The following is an 18,851-nucleotide window of genomic DNA, read 5'->3' as shown; positions in this document are numbered from 1 at the left end:
CAACCGGTCGCCTAGGATCGGTCCCGCACCTGCCGCGCCCACCCAGAGGAGGCCGCCTTGGCCCGCCGATTCCCCCAGCACCTGATCCGACCGGTCACCTCCCTCGATGGCACCTGGGACTTCGCGTTCCTCGGCGAAGCCGACACCGACCAGGTCGACCCCACCGGCATCGACTTCAGCGACGTCATGGCCGTCCCCGGCTGCTACGACGCCACCCCGAAGTACGCGGGGCGGCGCGGCCTCGCCGCCTACCGCACCAAGGTCCGCACCTCGGCGGGGCTCCAGCGCCTCGTCTTCGACGGCGTCCAGCACTGGTGCCGCGTCTACTGGGACGGCGAGCTCATCCGCGAGCACGCCGGCGGCTTCACCCGCTTCTTCGCCGAGACCGAGAGCGCCGGCGGCGACGCCGAAATCGTGGTGCTCGCGGACAACCGCTTCGACGAGCGCTCGCCGCTCCACATGGAGCACTTCGACTGGTACGCCTACGGTGGCATCTCCCGCAGCGTCGAACTCCACCGCCTCGAGCCGCTCCACATCGACGGCCTGAAGATCGACACCCTCTCCGTCGCCGAGCGCCGCGTCCAGGTCCGCATCGACTACACCGGCGCGGCGCCCGGTTCGGCCGCACTCGGCATCGAGTGCGACGGCCGCGTCGTCGTCTCCGAACCGGTCGACCTCGACGCCTCCGGCTCGATCACCCGCACCCTCGAGATCCCTTGGCTCGCAGCATGGTCGCCCGAGGCCCCGCGCCTCTCGACCCTCACCGTCACCCTCGGCGTTGACGACATGAGCGAGCGCTTCGGCCTGCGCGAGGTCGCGACCGCGAACGGCCGCATCACCGTCAACGGCGAACCGGTGCGGCTCCTCGGCGTCAACCGCCACGAGGCCCACCCGCAGTTCGGCCACGCCCAGCCCGAAGCGCTGCTCGTCAACGACGTGCAGCAGCTCCAGGACCTCGGCGCGAACTTCGTGCGCGGCAGCCACTACCCGCTCGACCCGCTGTTCCTCGACCTGTGCGACGAGGCCGGCATCATGGTGTGGTGCGAGTCGATCGGCTGGCAGTACCCGGTCGAGCACCTCACCGAGCCCGCGTTCGTCGAAGCGCAGCTCGCGCACATCGGCGAGATGGTCGCCGCCTCGCAGAACCACCCGTCGATCATCCTGTGGGGCATCCTCAACGAGTGCCCGAGCTGGTCGGAGGAGGGGCACCCGGTCTACGCGACGCTGCTGGGGCGCCTGCGCGAGCTCGACCCGCACCGCCCGGTCACCTACGCGGCCATCAACGCCCACGACGACAAGTGCTTCGACCTGGTCGACGTCGTCAGCGCGAACACCTACCCCGGCTGGTACTTCGGCGACGTGCCCGGCGTCCCGGCCGAGATCGACCGCATCAGCGCCCGCGTGGACGCACTCGGGTTCGCCGACAAGCCGCTCATCATCTCCGAGATCGGCGCCGGGGCCGTGCCCGGCTGGAACGACTCGCACGGTTCACTGTGGACCGAGGACTACCAGGCCGAGCTCCTGACCACCGTGGTGGACCACATCATGGACGGGCAGGACCGGATCTCCGGGCTCGCCATCTGGGTGCTGGGGGACTTCAAGACCACCGAACTGCGCCGCATGGCCCTGACCCGCCCGCGCGGCGTCAACGACAAGGGCATCGTCGACGAGTACCGCCGGCCCAAGCAGGCCTTCCGCGCCGTGCGCGAGCGCTTCCGGCGCAAGGGCTGAGACGCCGAACCGCCGGGCCCGCGTCCGGGCCCGGCGGTGGCAGTCCCGGCTAGAACTGCGTCGAGTAGCTGTTGACGTTGAAGTTCTTGCCGCCGTTCGCAGAGGTGATCTCCCAGCCGAACTGGACCTGGTCGATCCGCACGTTCGGCATCCGGCCCTGGTTCACCAGCCACTGGCAGATCGGCGTGATCTGCACCGTGCCGCTCGTGAACTGGCTCGTCGCCATGAAGCTGTAGACCGGGTTGCCGCCGTTGTGGCCCTGGTAGTAGTTCCAGTTGCGGCCGCCGAGGTTGACGTTGGTGACGTACGAGCCGATCGGGCCGACGTTGCTGGTCCACTGGGTCCAGATCATGATCTCGTGGGCGTGGCCGTTGCCCCACACGTCGTAGGTGGTGTTGTACGCCAGGCCCGAGCCCGTGGGGTTGGTGACGTTGAAGGAGCTGGAGACGTTCCCCATACTGGAGACCTGGCGGCCCAGCGTGCGGGAGACGTTCGGGTAGGACTTGATGCCGCCCGTGTTCGGGTGGTTCGCCCACACGCCCCAGTTGCTGGGGGAGTTGGCCCAGATCGACTGCGGGCCGTAGCCGCCGCCCCAGACGTTGTTGTAGAGCGTGTAGGAGCCGCTCTGCCAGGTCCCCCAACGGTCGGAGGAGGACCAGGTCGCGGCCTGGGCCGGGGACTGGAGGGCGCCGACGGCGCCCGCCGTGGCGAGGGGAGCGGCGAGGGCGGCGGTGAGAATCGATCTGCGACGCATGAAGGGCACGCCTTTCTGAGCGGGACGGGAATCTCGGCGACGATCCTTCGAAAGAAGCATTCGATGAATGTCGATACGTTAATTAGATCATGCGACCCAATTAAAGTCCATACCCGCGCAGGACCACTCAAATCCGCTGGAGGCGGGCCGTAGCGCGCGCGAGCCGCGAGCAGCGGCGGAGCCCCGCCGCGGAGCCGTCGTCGCGCACGCCGAACGGGCGCCGGGGGCCGTTCCGGGGGTGCGACCTGAGTCTCACCGTCCCGGCCAGTGGTGCGCCCGGGCGGTTCGCGGTCGCCCCTGCCAGGCCCGCCACGTAGAATTCCGCCCGTGAAGACCTTCGAGCAGCTCTACGCCGAACTCGCCGACAAAGCCGCCACCCGTCCCGAGGGATCGGGCACCGTCGCCCAACTCGACGCCGGCGTCCATGCCATCGGCAAGAAGATCGTCGAAGAGGCGGCCGAGGTCTGGATGGCCGCCGAATACGAGTCGGACGAGGCCGCGGCCGAGGAGATCTCCCAGCTCCTCTACCACCTCCAGGTGATGATGGTCGCCCGCGGCATCAGCCTCGACGACGTGTACCGGTACCTCTAAACAGCTTCCGAAAGGCCCATCCGCATGCTCCGCATCGCCGTGCCCAACAAGGGTTCGCTCTCCCAGGGCGCCACCGACATGCTCACCGAGGCGGGCTACCGCCAGCGCGGCTCCAGCCGCGACCTCCAGTCCCTCGACACCGTCAACGGCGTCGAGTTCTTCTACCTGCGCCCCAGCGACATCGCCACCTACGTCGCCTCCGGCGACCTCGACCTCGGCATCACCGGCCAGGACCTCGCCGTCAACTCCGGCGAGCAGGTCGAAGAGGTGCTCGCGCTCGGCTTCGGCCGCTCCACGTTCCGCTACGCCGCCCGCCCGGGCACCGTCGACACCGTGAAGGGCCTCGACGGCAAGCGCATCGCGACCTCCTTCCCGGGCGTGGTCAAGAGCGACCTCGAGAAGCACGGGGTGCAGGCCGGGATCGTCAAGCTCGCCGGCGCGGTCGAGAACGCCATCGCCCTCGGCGTCGCCGACGCGATCGCCGACGTGGTCGAGACCGGCACCACCCTCAAGCAGGCCGGGCTCGCCGTCTTCGGCGATCCGATCATGCAGTCCGAGGCGGTCCTGGTCCGCAAGGCCGGCAACGGCCAGGCCCCGGCCGTCGAGCAGCTCCTGCGCCGCCTGCGCGGCGTGCTCGTGGCCCGCTCGTACGTCATGCTCGCCTACGACGTGCGCGCCGAGCTCCTCGAAGCCGCCGTCGAGCTGACGCCCGGCATCGAATCGCCCACGGTCTCGCCGCTGCATCGGGAAGGCTGGGTCGCGGTCCAGTCGATGACCGAGCGCGCCGACCTCCACCGGGTCATGGACGCCCTCTACGAGATCGGCGCCCGCGGCATCCTGGCCTCGAACATCGACGCCTGCCGGCTCTAGGCAAGGTACTGGCGCCTGCCGGCGCTAGGCAGAGGGCAGGCGCCTGTCGGTTTGAAGCATGGGGCCGGCGCCTGTCGGCTCCGGCTCGCACGCCTGCTCAGCTGAGCCGCGGTGCCTCCAGCGCCGCGGCCGCGTCGGCCCGCCTCCGCAGTTCGGCGGCCATCGCGACGGCCTCTTCGACGTCGCGGTGCGCCGCCTTCGCGGTGTGCCCGACGCTTCCGGCGGACATCGCGTGGACCGTCGCGAGCCCCTGGAGCCGCTGGATCCGCCCCTGCACGACCTGCACCGACTGGATCCGCGCATACGGCAGCGCCACATATGTGTTCACCCACCAGCCATGCCGCACGACGAACGCCTTCTCGTCGAGCAGCGCGCCGGTCCGCTTCCAGCGCAAGGGCATCCGCCAGCGCGCGCGGCGCGGCGGGCGTTGCACCGCGAAGGTCGCCGGGAGTTCCGGCAGGGCTTCGGCGGCCACTTTGGCGACCTCCGCGGGGCCGCCGACCGGCAGCGCCGTCGTCGACTTGAGGACGCTGATCTGCTGCGACACCGCGGCCGTCCAGACCTCGACGCGCCGCCAGTTCTTGCGGCGCCAGAGGATCGGCTCGTCGAAGCACACGGCCGTGACCCGGTCCACGGGCACCGTCTCGTGGCTCGTGTCCGTCAGGCCCCGCTCAATGAGCAGGTTCCCGCCGTCGCGGGTGATCCGGAACCGGCAGTTGCGCAGGAACCGGTTCACCGTCGAGACCGTGCTCTGGAGGTAGCCGAAGAGCGCGGGGGCGAAGAAGCCGAACCACAGCGCCGTCGCGACCTTCGTGAACCCGAAGATCGAGCCGGTCACCGCGAACGCGGTCCCGAAGAGCAGCAGCGCCGTCAGCTGCACCGGCAGCGCCTCGAGCAGCGACGCCAAGGCGAGCTTGCGCACGGTCACCGTGGGCACGAGCGGTTCCGGTCCGGCAGGAACGTCCTCAGTGGAGTCCTCTGCCGTCTCGGTCCGCGGCTGCGCCCCGGGCCTGCCCGCGATCGACAGCAGCTCGGCGCGTAGCTCGACCGCCCGGTCGTGCTTGAGGTACGCGAGCTTCGCGTCGGTCCCGTCGCCGCCGGCGACCTCGATGTTCAACTGCGCCAAGCCGAACACCCGTGCCTGCAACGGCCGCACGAGGTCCACCGACTGGAGGCGGTCGAGCGGCACCGTGCGGTGGCTGCGCGTGAACACGCCGCCGTAGATGTGCAGCTCCCGGCCCCAGATCACGAAGCCCCGGTACTGCAGCGCGATCAGGCTCGCGATGCCGCCCACGACCGCGGCCGCCAGCGCCGCGTAGATGGCGAAGAGGAAGTTCCGCGACGTGAACATCTGGATGCCCACCGCGGCCGCGACCGCGGTGAGGAACCGCACGCTCTCCAGGAGCGGTGTGAGCGGGTGCAGGCGCTGGCGCTGCATGCCCTCGGGCGGTGCGCTCGGGGCGTGCGGCATGGGGCCGTACGGCTCGGGCGCCAGCGGGGGAGCGGGCTCGTCGCCGTGGACCGGCCCGGCCTCAGCGCTCACAGGCCCTCCCGGACCTCGGCGGCGCGGACGGCGAGCCGGTCGCGCAGCGCGGCGGCCACCAGCGGGTCGAGGCCCGGCACTTCGGTGGTCGAGGCCAGCGCCGCGGTGCGCACCTGCACCGTGGTGAGGCCGAACATCCGCTCGACTGGCCCGGCCGAGAGGTCGATGAGCTGGATGCGGCCGTAGGGGACGATGCTCAGGCGGCGCGTGAGCAGTCCGTGCCGCACCAGCAGGTCCTGCTCGCGTTCGGCGTAGCCCCAGGTCTTCACGGTGCGCGCGACGGCCAGCGAGCGGAGGCCGGCGAGCACGACGTACCCGCCGAGGGCCCACAGCGGGCCCTCCCAGCCGAGCCAGATGGTGAGCGGGACCGCGGCGATCACGGCCAGGATGAGGACGTTGAGCAGGCTCCGCAGGACCCACACCGTGCGCAGCTGCGGCGACATGGGCTGCCATTCGATCCCGTCGGGCCACAGGTCCCACACGGGGACCGCTCTCGCGTTCATCGCTCGATCATCCCACTCTCTCGGTCTGGCAAGGGAATCCGCGTGCCGTGAGGAACTCGCGCAGTGTCGGCTCGTGCTCGTCGCAGGCGGCCCACCGCTTGACGCGGTCGGTGCCGTGGATGCGGGGGTTGCGCCACAGCAGCATCCAGGTCGCCGTGTTGCGGCAGCCGCGCGAGGAGCAGACGGGCGCCTCGGAGGGCGCTTCTGGATCTGGAGTCACACCGCGATTGTCCGCCAAGTGCCGCAACGGCGAAGCTTGCGAGCCGTTAAATGTGCACAGATTCATCCGGTGCGGGGCCACACCGCTGTGTCGATGAACGCCTCCACGGCCTCGATCACGTCGGCCATCGCGTGCGCCGATTCGACCAGCGGCCGGCCCCGGATGAACATGCCGTGGTCGGCCCCGTGCACCTCGCAGACCTCCCCGGGCAGCTCGCGGGCCAGCGCGGTGTTCCACGCCGGGTCGGCGGTGCCGCCCACGAGCAGGTACGGCGCCGTCGAGCGGCGCAGGGCCTGCACGATCGGGTAATGCTGGAGGAACGGCGTGAACCAGATCGCGGGGAGCCCGTGGTGGGCGGCGAGGATCGCGGCGGCGGTGCCGAGGGACTTGCCGACCAGGAGCGGCGGGTCGTCGTTGTGCACCCGGTCGAGCACGACCTCGGTCTGCTCGCACACGCCGTCGATCATGGCCTGCTCGTCGGCGGCGAGCCGGTCGACGCCGCGCCACACGAGCGGATAGGTATGGGCGCCACGGGACTGCAGGGCCACGTGCGTGTACATCAGCAGCGGCCCTTGCACGCTGTAGTTGCGTCCGGGGAGCAGCAGGGCCTGGCGGCGGCGGGGCATGAGGGGAATTCTAGTGCCGGCGGGGCCTGTGCGCCTCCCCCGGAAAGCCCGCGCGGCGTTCCCCCGGCCCGCGGACGAGGGCAGCAAAAGACCCGCACGACCACGGGGGAAGTCGTGCGGGTTGGTGAAAGCATAGCGCTCCGACATTTCGCAGCAACGGATTGAATACGCGCGGCGTGTCACGCTCCTGGGCAAATACCGCCTTACCGTTTGCCGCTCCAGCGTTGCGGCAGTGTAGACCCCCTGCGCCGCAAGGGGTTCGGCGCGAACTGTCGGGTTCCCGACAAATTGCGGTGCAGCCGTACTCAGTGCCGGCTCGCAAGCTTCGCCGGGCTGCCGGACGAGTCTGTGCGGCCCCCTGCCATCCTCGAACGGGCGAATTAGTATCGACAGGACCAGATCGCACTCACGTGAAGGAGCCGACATGGGTTCAGCCGAGGCCGACCGCTCAGACCGCGCCGCCGGGAACTCCACCCCGGCGGAGAACGCCGCCCTCCTCGAGAAGGCGCTGTTCGAGATCAAGAAGGTCATCGTCGGCCAGGACGCCCTCGTCGAGCGCATGTTCGCCGCGCTGCTGGCCCGCGGCCACTGCCTCATCGAAGGCGTGCCCGGGGTCGCCAAGACCCTCGCGGTCGAGACCATGGCCCGCGTCGTGGGAGCGGACTTCCAGCGCATCCAGTTCACGCCCGACCTCGTCCCCGCCGACATCGTGGGCACCCGCATCTACCGCCAGTCCAGCGAGACGTTCGACGTCGAGCTCGGTCCGGTCTACACCAACTTCGTGCTCGCCGACGAGATCAACCGCGCCCCCGCGAAGGTCCAGTCCGCGATGCTCGAGGTCATGGCCGAGGGCCGCATCTCCATCGGCGGCCAGACCCACGTGCTGCCCAAGCCGTTCCTGGTCATGGCCACCCAGAACCCGATCGAGCAGGAAGGCGTCTACCCGCTGCCCGAGGCGCAGCGCGACCGCTTCCTCTTCAAGGTCAACGTCGGCTACCCCACGGACGCCGAGGAGCGCGAGATCGTCTTCCGCATGGGCGTCGACTCGCCCGTGCCCGAGCGCATCCTCGACACCGACGACCTCCTGCGCCTCCAGCAGGCCTCCGACGGCGTGTTCATCCACAACGCCCTCGTCGACTACGCGGTGCGCATCGTCATGGCCACCCGCAATCCCGCCGCGGCCGGACTCGGCGGCATCGCCCGCCACATCCAGTACGGGGCCAGCCCCCGCGCCTCCCTCGGCCTCATCCGCGCCACCCGCGCCATCGCGCTCCTGCGCGGCCGCGACTACGCCCTGCCGCAGGACCTCGACGACATCGCACCGGACGTGCTGCGCCACCGCCTCGTCCTCTCGTACGACGCCATGGCCGACGGCGTGGTCACCGACCAGCTCGTGGCCCAGCTCCTCGCGGCCGTCCCCGCCCCCACGGTGAGCCCCCGCCAGGACGCCGCGCCGCGGACCGCGGAGCCGTACCGGCCGGGCGAGTCGTACCAGCCGCAGCAGCCGGGCGCCTGGTGATCCCCACGGCACCCGCGGAACACGACCTGCGCGCCCTCGACCGGCTGCAGCTCAACGTCACCCGCCGCCTCGACGGCCTCCTGCACGGCGACTACCTGGGCCTGCTGCCCGGCGCCGGCTCCGAACCCGGCGAGGCCCGCGAGTACCGCGCCGGGGACGACGTGCGCCGCATGGACTGGCCCGTCACCGCCCGCACCACCGTCCCGCACGTGCGCACCACCATCGCCGACCGCGAACTCGAGACCTGGCTCGCCGTCGACCTCTCGCCCAGCCTCGACTTCGGCACCGTCGGCATGCTCAAGCGCGAACTCGCCGAAGGCGCCGTCGCCGCCTTCGCCTACCTCGCCGGACGCGGCGGCAACCGCATCGGCGCCGTCGTCACCGAAGGCGGCCCCGCGAAGGCCATCCCGCCGCGCCCCGGCCGCGGCGGCGCCCGCTCGCTCCTGCGCACCGTCACCGCCCTCCCGCGCGGCGAAGGCGCCGGCGACCTGGCCGAACTCATCGACAAGACCCGCCGCCACGCCCGCCGCCGCGGCCTCGCCATCGTCATCTCCGATTTCCTGGAGGACGAAGACGATCCGAGCGACTGGCCCCGCGAACTGCGCCGCCTCGCCGTCCGCCAGCAGGTCCTCTGCGTCGAAGTCCTCGACCCCGCCGAGCTCGCCCTCCCCGACGTCGGCGTCCTCGACCTGATGGACCCCGAGACCGGCGCCACGGTCGAGGTCCAGACCGGCAACGCCCGCTTCCGCGCCCGCTACGCCGAGGCCGCCGCCGAGCAACGCCGCCGCATCGCCGCGGGCATCCGCTCCGGCGGCGCGTCCCACCTGCGCCTCTCGACCGGCTCGGACTGGCTGCGCGACATCGCCGCGTTCATCGCCCAGCGCCGCCACCTCGCCGCCTACCGCTAGCACTCCCGAGCTGCCGAACACTGCGCTTTCCAACGACACCAAGGAGAACCGTTGATCCGCCTGCTCGAACCGATGTGGCTCCTGGCGCTCATCCCCGTCGCCGCGCTCGCCGCGGTCTACGTCTGGGCCCAGTTCGCCCGCAAGCGGGTCGCCGTCAGGTTCGCCAACGCCTCGCTCCTGGCCAAGCTCGTACCGAAGGTCCCCGGCTGGCGCCGCCACTTCCCGGCCGGGCTCCTCGTCATCGCGCTGGCCGTGCTCGTGGGCGGCATGACCCGCCCCGCGGTCGACGTCGACGAGCCGCAGGAGCGGGCCACGATCATCCTCGCCATCGACGTCTCACTGTCCATGATGGCCGAAGACGTGTCGCCGACCCGGATCGAGGCCGCGAAGGAGGCCGCCGCCGGGTTCGTGAACGACCTCCCCGAGGAGTACAACGTCGGCCTCGTCTCCTTCGCCGGGTTCGCCTCGGTCAACGTGCCGCCGACCAAGGACCACGCGAGTGTCGCCTCCGCGATCCTCGGCCTCACCCTCGCTGAGGCCACCGCGACCGGCGAGGCGGTCTTCGCCTCGCTGCAGGCCGTGCAGCAGGTGCCCGCCGACGAGTCCGGCACGCTCCCGCCCGCCCGCGTCCTGCTCATGTCCGACGGCTACCGCACGGCCGGGCGCACCGTCGAGGAGGCCACCGAGGCCGCCGCCGCCGCGAATATCCCCGTCTCCACGGTCGCGTTCGGCACCGACGAGGGCGTGATCGAACTCGACCAGGAGCTCGTCTCGGTCCCCGTCGACCGCGAGGCCCTCGCCCAGCTCGCCGAAGGCACCGGCGGCACCTTCTACGAGGCGTTCAGCGCCGAGCAGCTCCGGTCGGTCTACGAAGACATGGAGTCCTCGCTCGCCCACCAGACCATCGCCCGCGACATCTCCCAGTGGTTCATCGGCACCGCCATGATCCTGCTGTTCGCAGCCGCCGGCCTGAGCCTCGCCTGGACCTCCCGCCTCACCTGACCCTGAGGCGAGTGCCACACGGTGTGTGAAGGCCCCTTCGCACCAGTAGGGGTCCGTCGCTACGATCGTCGGTGGCTTCGTACAAAGAAACTTGAGGAGTTCGAACAATGGCGCGCACCGTCCTCGTCACCGGAGGCAATCGCGGGATCGGTCTCGCTATCGCCCAGGCCTTCGCGGCCCAGGGCGACAACGTCGCCGTCACCCACCGCGGCACCGGCGCCCCCGACGGCCTCTACGGCGTCCAGTGCGACATCACCGACACCGCCTCCGTCGACGCAGCGTTCACCGACGTCGAAGGCAAGTTCGGCCCCGTCGAGATCCTCGTCGCCAACGCCGGCATCACCGACGACACCCTCCTGCTCCGCATGAGCGACGAGCAGTTCGAGCGGGTCGTCGACACGAACCTCAAGGGCGCGTGGCGGGTCGCCAAGCGCGCCTCCTCGAAGATGCTGCGCGCCAAGTTCGGCCGCATGATCTTCATCTCCTCGGTCGTCGGCCTCTACGGCAACGCCGGGCAGACCAACTACGCCGCGTCCAAGGCCGGCCTGGTCGGCCTCAGCCGCTCGATCACCCGCGAGCTCGGCTCCCGCAACATCACCGCGAACGTCGTCGCGCCCGGCTTCGTCCAGACCGACATGACCGACGCGCTCCCCGAGGCCCAGCGCAAGGCCTACCTCGACTCCATCCCCGCCAAGCGCTTCGCCACCGCCGAGGAGATCGCCGGAGCCGTCACCTGGCTCGCGGGCGACAACGCCGGATACGTCAACGGCGCGGTCATCCCCGTCGACGGCGGCCTCGGCATGGGCCACTAGCCCCCACACGGGCCCCAGTATTTGCAAGCACGAATAACGACGGAGGAACAGATGTCTGGATTCTTGGACGGCAAACGACTGCTCATCACCGGGGTGATCACCGAGCAGTCCCTCGGCTTCGGCGTGGCCAAGTACGCGCAGGAGCAGGGCGCCGAAGTGATCCTCACCGGCTTCGGGCGCATGTCCCTGGTCGAGCGGATCGCCAAGAAGCTCCCCACCCCCGCCCCCGTCATCGAACTCGACGCCACCGACCCCGAGCAGCTCGCCGGGCTCGAGGCGAAGGTCCGCGAGCACGTGGACGGCATCGACGGCGTCCTGCACGCCATCGCCTACGCCCCGCCGTCGGCGCTCGGCGGGAACTTCCTCAACACCCCGTGGGAGGACGTCGCGACCGCGCTGCAGGTCTCGACCTTCTCGTACAAGGCCCTCGCCACGGCCTGCCTGCCGCTGATGGGGAACGGAGGCTCCATCGTCGGCCTCACCTTCGACGCCAGCCAGGCCTGGCCCGTCTACGACTGGATGGGCGTCGCCAAGGCCGGCCTCGAGTCCGCCAACCGCTACCTCGCGCGCGACCTGGGCCCCAAGGGCATCCGCGTCAACCTCGTGTCCGCGGGCCCGCAGCGCACCATGGCCGCCAAGTCCATCCCCGGCTTCGAGGCCTTCGAAGAGGCCTGGACCAAGCGCGCCCCGCTCGGCTGGTCCCTGACGGACTCCGAGCCGGTCGCCAAGGCCTGCGCGGCGCTCCTGTCCGACCTCTTCCCGGCCACCAGCGGCGAGATCCTGCACGTCGACGGCGGCTTCCACGCCGTCGGGGTCGAGCGCACCGAACAGTAGCGGAGCCGCCATGACAATGAACGGTTACGACGCCGTCCTGCTCGTCTCGTTCGGCGGCCCCGAGGGCCCCGGAGACGTGCTGCCGTTCCTGCGCAACGTCACCCGCGGCCGCGGCATCCCCGACGAGCGCCTCGCCGAGGTCGCCGAGCACTACTACCACTTCGGCGGGATCTCGCCGATCAACCAGTGGTGCCGCGAAGTCCTCGAGGCGATCCGCAAGGAGTTCCGCATCAGCGGCATCGACCTGCCGATCTACTGGGGCAACCGGAACTGGCCGCCGATGCTCGTCGACGCGGTCACCCAGATGACCGGCGACGGCGTCAAGCGCGCCCTCGCCCTGTGCACCAGCGCCTATGGCTCGTACTCCTCGTGCCGCCAGTACGTGGAGGACATCAACGCCGCCCGCGCCGCCGTCGGCGACACCGCGCCGGCGATCGACAAGGTCCGGCACTTCTTCGACCACCCGGGCTTCGTCGGCGGCTTCGCCGAGCAGCTCAAGCGGAGCCTCGGCCAGATCGAGGACCAGTCGAGGACCCGCGTGGTCTTCACCGCCCACTCGATCCCCAGCGTCGCCGAAGAGTGCTCGGGCCCCGAAGGCGCCCGCTACTCCGACCAGGTCAACGAGGCCGCCGCGCTCGTCGCCGGGCAGGCGGGCTGGGCCGGGCCGATCGACGTCGTCTGGCAGTCCCGCTCGGGCCCGCCGTCGATGCCCTGGCTCGCGCCCGACATCAACGACCACCTCAAGGTCCTCGCCGGCGAAGGCGTCGACACCGTCGTGGTCAGCCCCGTCGGCTTCCTCTCCGACCACATCGAAGTGCTGTGGGACCTCGACAACGAGGCCAAGGACACCGCCGCCGAGCTGGGCCTGCGCTACCTCCGGGCGGGCACGCCCGAGGTCGCCGACATCGTCGGCATGTTCCGCGACCTCGTCGCCGAACGCGTCCAGGGCGCGCCCCTGCAGCGCCTCGGCAAGCTCCCGGTCTGGGACCCCACGGTCGAGGGCTGCTGCCCCGCCCGCAGGCCCCCGGCCCCGGAGAAGCACCGGAGCCGCTGAACACGCACCGGGCCCGCGTCCCCACCAGGACGCGGGCCCGGCCCGTAATCACCGCGAGACGCCTCCGCATGACATGCTTGAGCTGTGGAACCCGTCTTCTATTGGATCATCGCCGCTGTGGTCCTCGGCGCCATCGAACTCTTCACCGGCACCCTGGTCCTGGCCATGGTCGGCGTCGGCGCCGTGCTCGCCGGCATCGGCGCCTCCCTCGGCGCCCCCTTCTGGCTCCAGGCCGTGCTCTTCGGGGCCGGCTCCGTCGCCTCCATCTTCGGCCTGCGCCCCTTCCTCAAGCAGGCCCTCGAAAGCGACACCGGCGCCGACAAGACCCCCCGCTCGTTCGGCACCCGCGCCATCGAAGGCGCCGAAGCACGCGTCATCGAGAAGGTCGACCACTCCGGCGGCCTCGTCGAGATCGCCGGCGACAACTGGACCGCCTACCCCCTCGAGCCCGACCAGCTGCTGGAACCCGGCGACCGCGTGACAGTGGTAGAAATCAAGGGAGCCACCGTCATCGTCTGGAAGCAGAGCTGACCGGCAGAGCCCACTGGACGTGCCCGTATAGCCTTGCCGCATCGTCTGGAAGCAGACGAGCACCGAGCCAAGTGAATGCCCGCCGATCCCACACCACTGGAGGCTGAAACACCATGGATCCCGTTGGCGTACTGCTGCTGATAGTCGCGTTCTTCTTCATCATCGTGCTCTTCCGATCGATCAAGATCGTTCCCCAGCAGTGGAACTACATCATCGAACGCCTCGGCAAGTACCGTCGCACCCTGGAACCCGGGCCCCGGCTCCTGGTGCCGTTCGTCGACAATGTCCGCGCCAAAGTGGACCTCCGCGAGCGCGTCGTCAACTTCCCGCCCTCCAGCGTGATCACCGCCGACAACCTCGGCGTCCAGATCGACACGGTCCTGTACTACATCATCACGCAGCCCACCGCGGCCGTGTACAACATCGACGACTACCTCGCGGGCGTCGAGCAGCTCACCACCACCACCCTCCGCAACGTCGTCGGCTCCCTCGACCTCGAGAAGGCGCTCACCAGCCGCGAGGAGATCAACGCCCGCCTCGCCGCCGAGCTCGACAAGGCCACCGACAAGTGGGGCCTCAAGGTCACCCGCGTCGAACTGCGCTCCATCGAACCGCCGCTGAGCATCCGCGACGCCATGGAGAAGCAGATGCGCGCCGAGCGCGACCGCCGCGCCGCGATCCTCAACGCCGAAGGCACCAAGCGCGCCGCGATCCTCAACGCCGAAGGCGAGCAGCAGTCCCAGGTCCTGCGCGCCAAGGGCGCCCGCGACGCCGAGGTCCTGCGCGCCGACGGCCAGGCCAAGGCCATCCAGACCGTGTTCGCGGCCATCCACAAGGCCAAGCCCACCGACCGGCTCCTGGCCTACCAGTACCTCCAGACCCTCCCCAAGATCGCCCAGGGCGACGCCAACAAGGTCTGGGTCGTCCCGGCCGAACTCACCAAGGCCCTCGGCGGGATCGGCAACGCGCTCGGCGGCATCACCGAGAGCACGGACTCGGACGAAGAGGTCGAGATCGACGCCAGCGCGCTCGAGCTCGACGACTCCGCCGCCCAGGCCCTTGAGGCGGCACAGCAGGCCGCCCGCGAGGTCCAGGACATCGGCGAAGGCAAGAAGCGAGACGAGCTCCCGCCCGCGCCGGCTTAGGGTCCGGCCCAGTACGACGTGACGCCCCCGGGAGGCCTGACGGCCGCCCGGGGGCGTTTCACGTGCGATAAGGCAGAATCACCGGGTGCCCGACGCCATCCACATCCACGACCCCGAGGACGAGCGCCTCAGCGACTACCGCGCCCTCACCGACCTCGCCCTCCGGACCCGCTTCGAGCAGCCCCACGGCCTGTTCATCGCCGAAGGCCACCAGGTCATCGGCCGGGCCCTGCGCGCCGGCTACCGGATGCGCTCGATGCTCATCGACGCCAAACGCGCCGACCAGCTCGCGCACCTCGCCGAGGACGCCCCCTGCTACACCGCCGGGCCCGACCTCCTCGAATCGGTCACGGGCTTCCACGTCCACCGCGGCGCGCTGGCCTCGTTCCACCGCAAGGAGCTCCCCGCGCCGGCCGAGCTCCTGCAGGGCGTCAACCGCCTCGTCGTCCTCGAAGGCCTCAACAACCATACGAATATCGGCGCCATCTTCAGAGTCGCCGCAGGTCTCGGCTTCGACGGCGTCCTGCTCGCCCCCGACTGCGCCGACCCGCTGTACCGCCGGAGCGTGCGCGTGAGCATGGGGGAGGTGTTCGCGGTGCCGTACGCCTACCTCGAGCCCTGGCCCAGCGGCCTCGCCCAGGTCCGCGACGCCGGGTTCACGCTCCACGGCCTGAGCCCCTCGCGCGGTGCGATCGACATCGGCCAGGTCAGCGCCGAGGAGCGCAAGCGCCCGGCCCTGATGTTCGGCGCCGAAGGCCCCGGCCTGACGGCCGCCGCGCTCGACGCGTGCGACCGCACGGTCGTCATCCCCATGCACGCGGGCGTCGACTCGCTCAACGTCGCCGCTGCGACGGCGGTGGCCTGCTGGGAGCTGTCCCAGGCGACGCCTCGCTAGGGGGTGTTCGAGTAGCCCTGCCGGCCGCTATCCGGCCCATGCGCCCGCTCGCTGCGTTGTCGGGGTCTTCGCATACAACACCGGTATGCGAAGGCCCCTCCGCCTTGCGAGCGAACGAATGGACTCGGATACCGACTCGCCGGGACTTCTCAAACACCCCCTAGAGACTCACCGTCGCGAACTCCGATTCGCAGGGCGGGCCCCACGTGTAGGAGAACCGCTTCGCGTCGAGCTCCAGGTGCGCGGCGAGCGCCGTGTGCGTCTGCAGCTCAACGGGATCGGTCGCAACGGGATGCCGGCACAGGCCCAGCGGCCCGCCCTCGTGGTCCCGCATCGCGGCGTGCAGCCGCTCCGCCGACACCGGCGACTCTTTGGCGAGCAGCGTCTCCATCCGGTCGCACCGGTGATACGTGGAGACCCGGCCGGTCTCGAGCCAGCTCTGGTGGACCCCGAGCGCTTCAGGATCCCGGAAGTGGTTGGCGTGCACCAAGGGAGCAGTGCCCTCCTGGTAGATGACCCGCGAACCCACCGGAGACGCCTCCACCGTGAGCACCCCCTCTGCGGCGCTGCCGATGAAGAAGTTGGACGAGCAGGCCGGCCGCGGTGCCACCGCATGGCCAACGGCCTCAGCGAGACTCGTGGACTGCAGGACCCGCATCGTCCGGAGGTGGAACGGCACCGTGTCGAGGCGCCAGTCGTCGATAGAAGCGCCGAGCCCGTTGATGCACAAGCCGATCCCGGCGCTGTTGAGCCCGATCTTCGCCCCGGCGACGCCGGCCTCGGTGAACCCGATCACCGTCGTGTCGCCGTGCTCCCACTGCAGCAGGGCCCCTTCAACACCGGTGAACCAGTCCCAGTTCTGCCCGATCTGCGTCCCCGATGCGACGAACGCACCGTCGGCGCCGCCGAACGAGGTGCACTCGGACCGGATCCCGTCGGCCGTGGGGCGCCCGAACTCGCTCCAGGCGCTGTACAGCAGCTCGTACCGGGCGTTCAAGAGCGTGATGTCCAGGAGGTCCTGCCCCGAGCCCTCCGCGATGCCGTCCATGGTCTCGCGGTACGACGCGTCGTACCGGGTGAACTGCTCCAGGAACCGCTGCGATCGCGAGGCGAGCTCGTTCTCCGGGACTCCCGATGTCAGCATCCGGGAGCGGTAGACCGCGACGTTGGCGGCGATCGCCTCCCGCAGTTCCTCGCCGTGCTGCAGACCCCGGTGGTGCGGGCTGCCCTGAAGGTGCAGAAGCGGAAGTGAAGTCATGAAACCCATTGTGACAAAGGCGATAGCGTTAAGCCAGTGACTTCTCAGCGGCCCATCAGGGCCTGCTCCACCTGCGAGTAGTGGATGGTCCACCACTTCACCAGCCCGGTCTGGCCCGGCAGCAGGTGGTCGCACGCGGAGTTGTGCCGTACGTAGTGCCACTCGATGACCCAGTTGTCGGTCAGCCGGTCCCACCACAACTGGTGCGTGGCCAGCCCGATCTCGGGCTCCCCGACATCGAAGACCGACCGGTACCCGCCGGCGAACGCCCGGATCCGGTCGCAGTCCAACCCGCGCTCGTCGCCGTACGTGAAGTAGAACACCGCGGCCCTGGCCATCTCCCGCGCATACGACGAGACCACCAATCGGTCCCAGTCGAGAATCGCCGAGATCCGGTCGTCGGGCCCGTGCAGGACGTTGTGCGGGTGCAGGTCCCCGTGCGTGTAACCCGTGTACTGCGGCAGCAGGTCCGGCGGCCTGCGGTCCCCGAGCCGAACCAGCAGGCCCCGCTTCAACCGCAGCGTCTGCTCGGCGATGGCCTCGAACCCGGTCTTGTCGCCCCGTCCGGCGGCGACGAGCTCCAGCAGCCGGTCGACCTTCTGCAGCGCCGCTTCAGTAGTCGGCGGATTCTCGGGCTTCGGCGCCCGGTCCGCGGGGATCGAGGCATGCAGTGTCCGGTGCAGCCGCCCGATGACCGACCCGAGGTCGCGGCAGGCGTCACGCGACATCGACAGCCCCGACCGGTGGCGCCCCCCGACCCACGGAAAGACCCCGAACTCCTCGCCTTCCAGGAAGATCGTGGTCCGCCCGTCGCGGCTGAGCACCGGCAGCACCACTGGCACTCCCGAGCCACCCAGGGTCTGGAGCACGTGGAACTGGAACTGCAGCTCAGGTCCGGTGACGTCACGGAACAACTTGAGCAGATACGACCCGGACGAGGTGTCGACCCGCCACGACCGGTTCATCAGCCCGGTCTGGACCCGCTGCATCTGGAAGATCTGTCCCAGATCCCAATGCGTCAACGCCGCGTCAGGCAGTCGAGGCGCGGTCACGGTCATGCCCCCAAGCCTAGCCGCCGCCGGCCCGCCCGGCCTACCGCGAACCCCCCTTGCGCCCACCGCCGAACCATCGTGTAAAGTTTCGTCTCGTGCCACGGAGGGCGGGAAAGCCCCCCCTGGCAGGCAAAACAAACTACATATACAATTCTCTGTGCACGCGCGAGTGGCGGAATGGCAGACGCGCTAGCTTGAGGTGCTAGTGTCCTATTATGGACGTGGGGGTTCAAGTCCCCCCTCGCGCACAGAATCGAAGGCCCTGGGAAACCAGGGCCTTCTTTTTCATCGTCAGGCTGGGCTTTTGCCCTTGTCGCTTGCTACCTGGGAGCCATTCTTGGAGCCAAGTCGGCTCCTTGTCTCTCCTTTATGGTCAGTTGCATGTTGCTCGGTTGCCTTGTCCAGGAGTTCAGCTCCCGTGGCCTGCCGAGTTGGCCGCGCGGGGCGTCGACGAGCGCGGCGACATTCCGGCTCGCGCTTGACCGATCCCGAGCCCGGGCCATGGCATCAAGCCAGGCATCCACCCTCGTCAGCCTTGAGTTCTCTCAGTTTTGCGTGGCCCAATTGGGGGAAGATCCACTTCCCTACGATCCTGCGGGGCTCGTCCGCGGTGCCTTTGGTCAGGTGATGCATGCCGTGCACGAGGAAGTCTTCGCAGGCGTCAGCGACGGCGTAGTCGCTCCCCAGATCGGTTCCACGGTCGAAGTCCTCGCGCAGGACATCCAGCCTCGCCCGCACCTCGTCGATGCTGTGCCCGGTGGCCTTAGGGCGGATCCTGCGGTTGTCCGGTTCTCGGCCGAGCGAGAGCAGCCCGACAAATCGGCCCGTCGAGTTATCCCAGAAGATCGAACCCGACCCGTTCAGCGCACGCCTCCGTTGGGCCTGCCGGGATTGCTGCGCAGCCACGAAACCGCCTCCAACGGAGGCCCTACCCCCGTCGTACGGGCTTGAGGATGGTCCGACGAAAATGCGTTCCTCGTTGAGCCGGGCTTCGGAACAGCCA

Annotated in this window: 20 protein-coding genes and 1 tRNA gene; 13 read left to right on the top strand and 8 right to left on the bottom strand. The window is 69.9% G+C overall.

The features are described 5' to 3' along the window. Nucleotides 1-57 precede the first annotated feature (57 nt). Nucleotides 58-1,731, top strand: a complete 1,674-nt coding sequence (locus O2L52_RS08095; RefSeq protein ID WP_270114858.1) for a glycoside hydrolase family 2 protein — start codon at nucleotides 58-60, stop codon at nucleotides 1,729-1,731. Nucleotides 1,732-1,780: 49 nt separating this feature from the next. On the opposite strand, the gene O2L52_RS08090 is transcribed toward O2L52_RS08095, so the two are convergent. Further along, on the bottom strand, nucleotides 1,781-2,485 hold the full coding sequence (locus O2L52_RS08090) for a GH12 family glycosyl hydrolase domain-containing protein (RefSeq protein ID WP_270114857.1): 705 nt from the start codon (nucleotides 2,483-2,485) through the stop codon (nucleotides 1,781-1,783). 327 nt (nucleotides 2,486-2,812) lie between these two features. Here O2L52_RS08090 and O2L52_RS08085 point away from each other — a divergent pair, with 327 nt between their 5' ends. Both O2L52_RS08085 and hisG read left to right on the top strand, forming a co-directional pair. After that, nucleotides 2,813-3,076 (top strand): phosphoribosyl-ATP diphosphatase, encoded by a 264-nt coding sequence (locus tag O2L52_RS08085; protein ID WP_270109719.1) that lies wholly within the window; start codon nucleotides 2,813-2,815, stop codon nucleotides 3,074-3,076. A 24-nt stretch (nucleotides 3,077-3,100) separates the two neighbouring features. Further along, nucleotides 3,101-3,946, top strand: coding sequence for an ATP phosphoribosyltransferase (hisG, locus tag O2L52_RS08080; protein WP_270114856.1), 846 nt, complete (start codon nucleotides 3,101-3,103; stop codon nucleotides 3,944-3,946). A gap of 97 nt (nucleotides 3,947-4,043) precedes the next feature. Here hisG and O2L52_RS08075 read toward each other — a convergent pair whose 3' ends face one another. From O2L52_RS08075 to O2L52_RS08060, 4 genes are all read right to left on the bottom strand, one after another. Continuing rightward, nucleotides 4,044-5,489 carry a PH domain-containing protein gene (locus tag O2L52_RS08075; RefSeq protein ID WP_270114855.1) on the bottom strand — a complete coding sequence of 482 codons (1,446 nt, stop codon included), beginning with the start codon at nucleotides 5,487-5,489 and terminating at the stop codon, nucleotides 4,044-4,046. Further along, nucleotides 5,486-5,992 carry a PH domain-containing protein gene (locus tag O2L52_RS08070; RefSeq protein WP_270114854.1) on the bottom strand — a complete coding sequence of 169 codons (507 nt, stop codon included), beginning with the start codon at nucleotides 5,990-5,992 and terminating at the stop codon, nucleotides 5,486-5,488. Before O2L52_RS08070 ends, O2L52_RS08075 begins: the two co-directional genes overlap by 4 nt. Before the next feature lie 7 nt (nucleotides 5,993-5,999). Next, nucleotides 6,000-6,212 (bottom strand): hypothetical protein, encoded by a 213-nt coding sequence (locus tag O2L52_RS08065; RefSeq protein WP_270114853.1) that lies wholly within the window; start codon nucleotides 6,210-6,212, stop codon nucleotides 6,000-6,002. A 62-nt stretch (nucleotides 6,213-6,274) separates the two neighbouring features. Further along, nucleotides 6,275-6,838, bottom strand: coding sequence for a dienelactone hydrolase family protein (locus tag O2L52_RS08060; RefSeq protein WP_270114852.1), 564 nt, complete (start codon nucleotides 6,836-6,838; stop codon nucleotides 6,275-6,277). A 424-nt stretch (nucleotides 6,839-7,262) separates the two neighbouring features. Between O2L52_RS08060 and O2L52_RS08055 the strand changes: the two genes are divergently transcribed. The 9 genes from O2L52_RS08055 (at nucleotide 7,263) to O2L52_RS08015 (ending at nucleotide 15,538) form a co-directional block, all read left to right on the top strand. Beyond that, nucleotides 7,263-8,357 (top strand): AAA family ATPase, encoded by a 1,095-nt coding sequence (locus O2L52_RS08055; RefSeq protein WP_270114851.1) that lies wholly within the window; start codon nucleotides 7,263-7,265, stop codon nucleotides 8,355-8,357. After that, nucleotides 8,351-9,265: a DUF58 domain-containing protein gene (locus O2L52_RS08050; protein ID WP_373897070.1), complete on the top strand. Its 915-nt coding sequence runs from the start codon at nucleotides 8,351-8,353 to the stop codon at nucleotides 9,263-9,265. Before O2L52_RS08055 ends, O2L52_RS08050 begins: the two co-directional genes overlap by 7 nt. Before the next feature lie 51 nt (nucleotides 9,266-9,316). After that, nucleotides 9,317-10,267: a VWA domain-containing protein gene (locus O2L52_RS08045; protein ID WP_270114849.1), complete on the top strand. Its 951-nt coding sequence runs from the start codon at nucleotides 9,317-9,319 to the stop codon at nucleotides 10,265-10,267. A gap of 107 nt (nucleotides 10,268-10,374) precedes the next feature. Beyond that, entirely contained in the window at nucleotides 10,375-11,079 is a 705-nt protein-coding gene (locus O2L52_RS08040) for a beta-ketoacyl-ACP reductase (RefSeq protein ID WP_270114848.1), read from the top strand. 51 nt (nucleotides 11,080-11,130) lie between these two features. Then, nucleotides 11,131-11,913, top strand: coding sequence for an enoyl-ACP reductase FabI (gene fabI / locus O2L52_RS08035; RefSeq protein ID WP_270114847.1), 783 nt, complete (start codon nucleotides 11,131-11,133; stop codon nucleotides 11,911-11,913). A gap of 16 nt (nucleotides 11,914-11,929) precedes the next feature. After that, nucleotides 11,930-12,967, top strand: a complete 1,038-nt coding sequence (locus O2L52_RS08030) for a ferrochelatase (protein ID WP_344473116.1) — start codon at nucleotides 11,930-11,932, stop codon at nucleotides 12,965-12,967. Nucleotides 12,968-13,051: 84 nt separating this feature from the next. Continuing rightward, nucleotides 13,052-13,498 carry an NfeD family protein gene (locus O2L52_RS08025; protein WP_270114845.1) on the top strand — a complete coding sequence of 149 codons (447 nt, stop codon included), beginning with the start codon at nucleotides 13,052-13,054 and terminating at the stop codon, nucleotides 13,496-13,498. A 113-nt stretch (nucleotides 13,499-13,611) separates the two neighbouring features. Continuing rightward, nucleotides 13,612-14,643, top strand: coding sequence for an SPFH domain-containing protein (locus tag O2L52_RS08020; protein ID WP_270114844.1), 1,032 nt, complete (start codon nucleotides 13,612-13,614; stop codon nucleotides 14,641-14,643). 67 nt (nucleotides 14,644-14,710) lie between these two features. After that, nucleotides 14,711-15,538, top strand: coding sequence for a TrmH family RNA methyltransferase (locus tag O2L52_RS08015; RefSeq protein WP_344473113.1), 828 nt, complete (start codon nucleotides 14,711-14,713; stop codon nucleotides 15,536-15,538). A 160-nt stretch (nucleotides 15,539-15,698) separates the two neighbouring features. On the opposite strand, the gene O2L52_RS08010 is transcribed toward O2L52_RS08015, so the two are convergent. Then, nucleotides 15,699-16,796 carry a C45 family autoproteolytic acyltransferase/hydolase gene (locus tag O2L52_RS08010; RefSeq protein WP_270114841.1) on the bottom strand — a complete coding sequence of 366 codons (1,098 nt, stop codon included), beginning with the start codon at nucleotides 16,794-16,796 and terminating at the stop codon, nucleotides 15,699-15,701. 44 nt (nucleotides 16,797-16,840) lie between these two features. After that, the gene (locus tag O2L52_RS08005) at nucleotides 16,841-17,854 is read right to left on the bottom strand and encodes a phosphotransferase (RefSeq protein WP_270114840.1); all 1,014 of its coding nucleotides are present in this window, start codon (nucleotides 17,852-17,854) and stop codon (nucleotides 16,841-16,843) included. Nucleotides 17,855-18,011: 157 nt separating this feature from the next. Here O2L52_RS08005 and O2L52_RS08000 point away from each other — a divergent pair. Then, nucleotides 18,012-18,096 (top strand) — tRNA-Leu (locus O2L52_RS08000). Between the two features lie 259 nt (nucleotides 18,097-18,355). Here the strand turns inward: O2L52_RS08000 and O2L52_RS07995 are convergent. Next, complete coding sequence (locus O2L52_RS07995; protein WP_270114839.1) at nucleotides 18,356-18,754, bottom strand: hypothetical protein; 399 nt, start codon at nucleotides 18,752-18,754, stop codon at nucleotides 18,356-18,358. Nucleotides 18,755-18,851 lie beyond the last annotated feature (97 nt).

It is taken from the genome of Glycomyces algeriensis, assembly GCF_027622855.1.
GTDB classification, from domain to species: domain Bacteria; phylum Actinomycetota; class Actinomycetes; order Mycobacteriales; family Micromonosporaceae; genus Glycomyces; species Glycomyces algeriensis.
The sequence above is the reverse complement of the archived record's forward strand: the minus strand, read 5'-3'. Positions and strand labels throughout refer to the sequence as shown.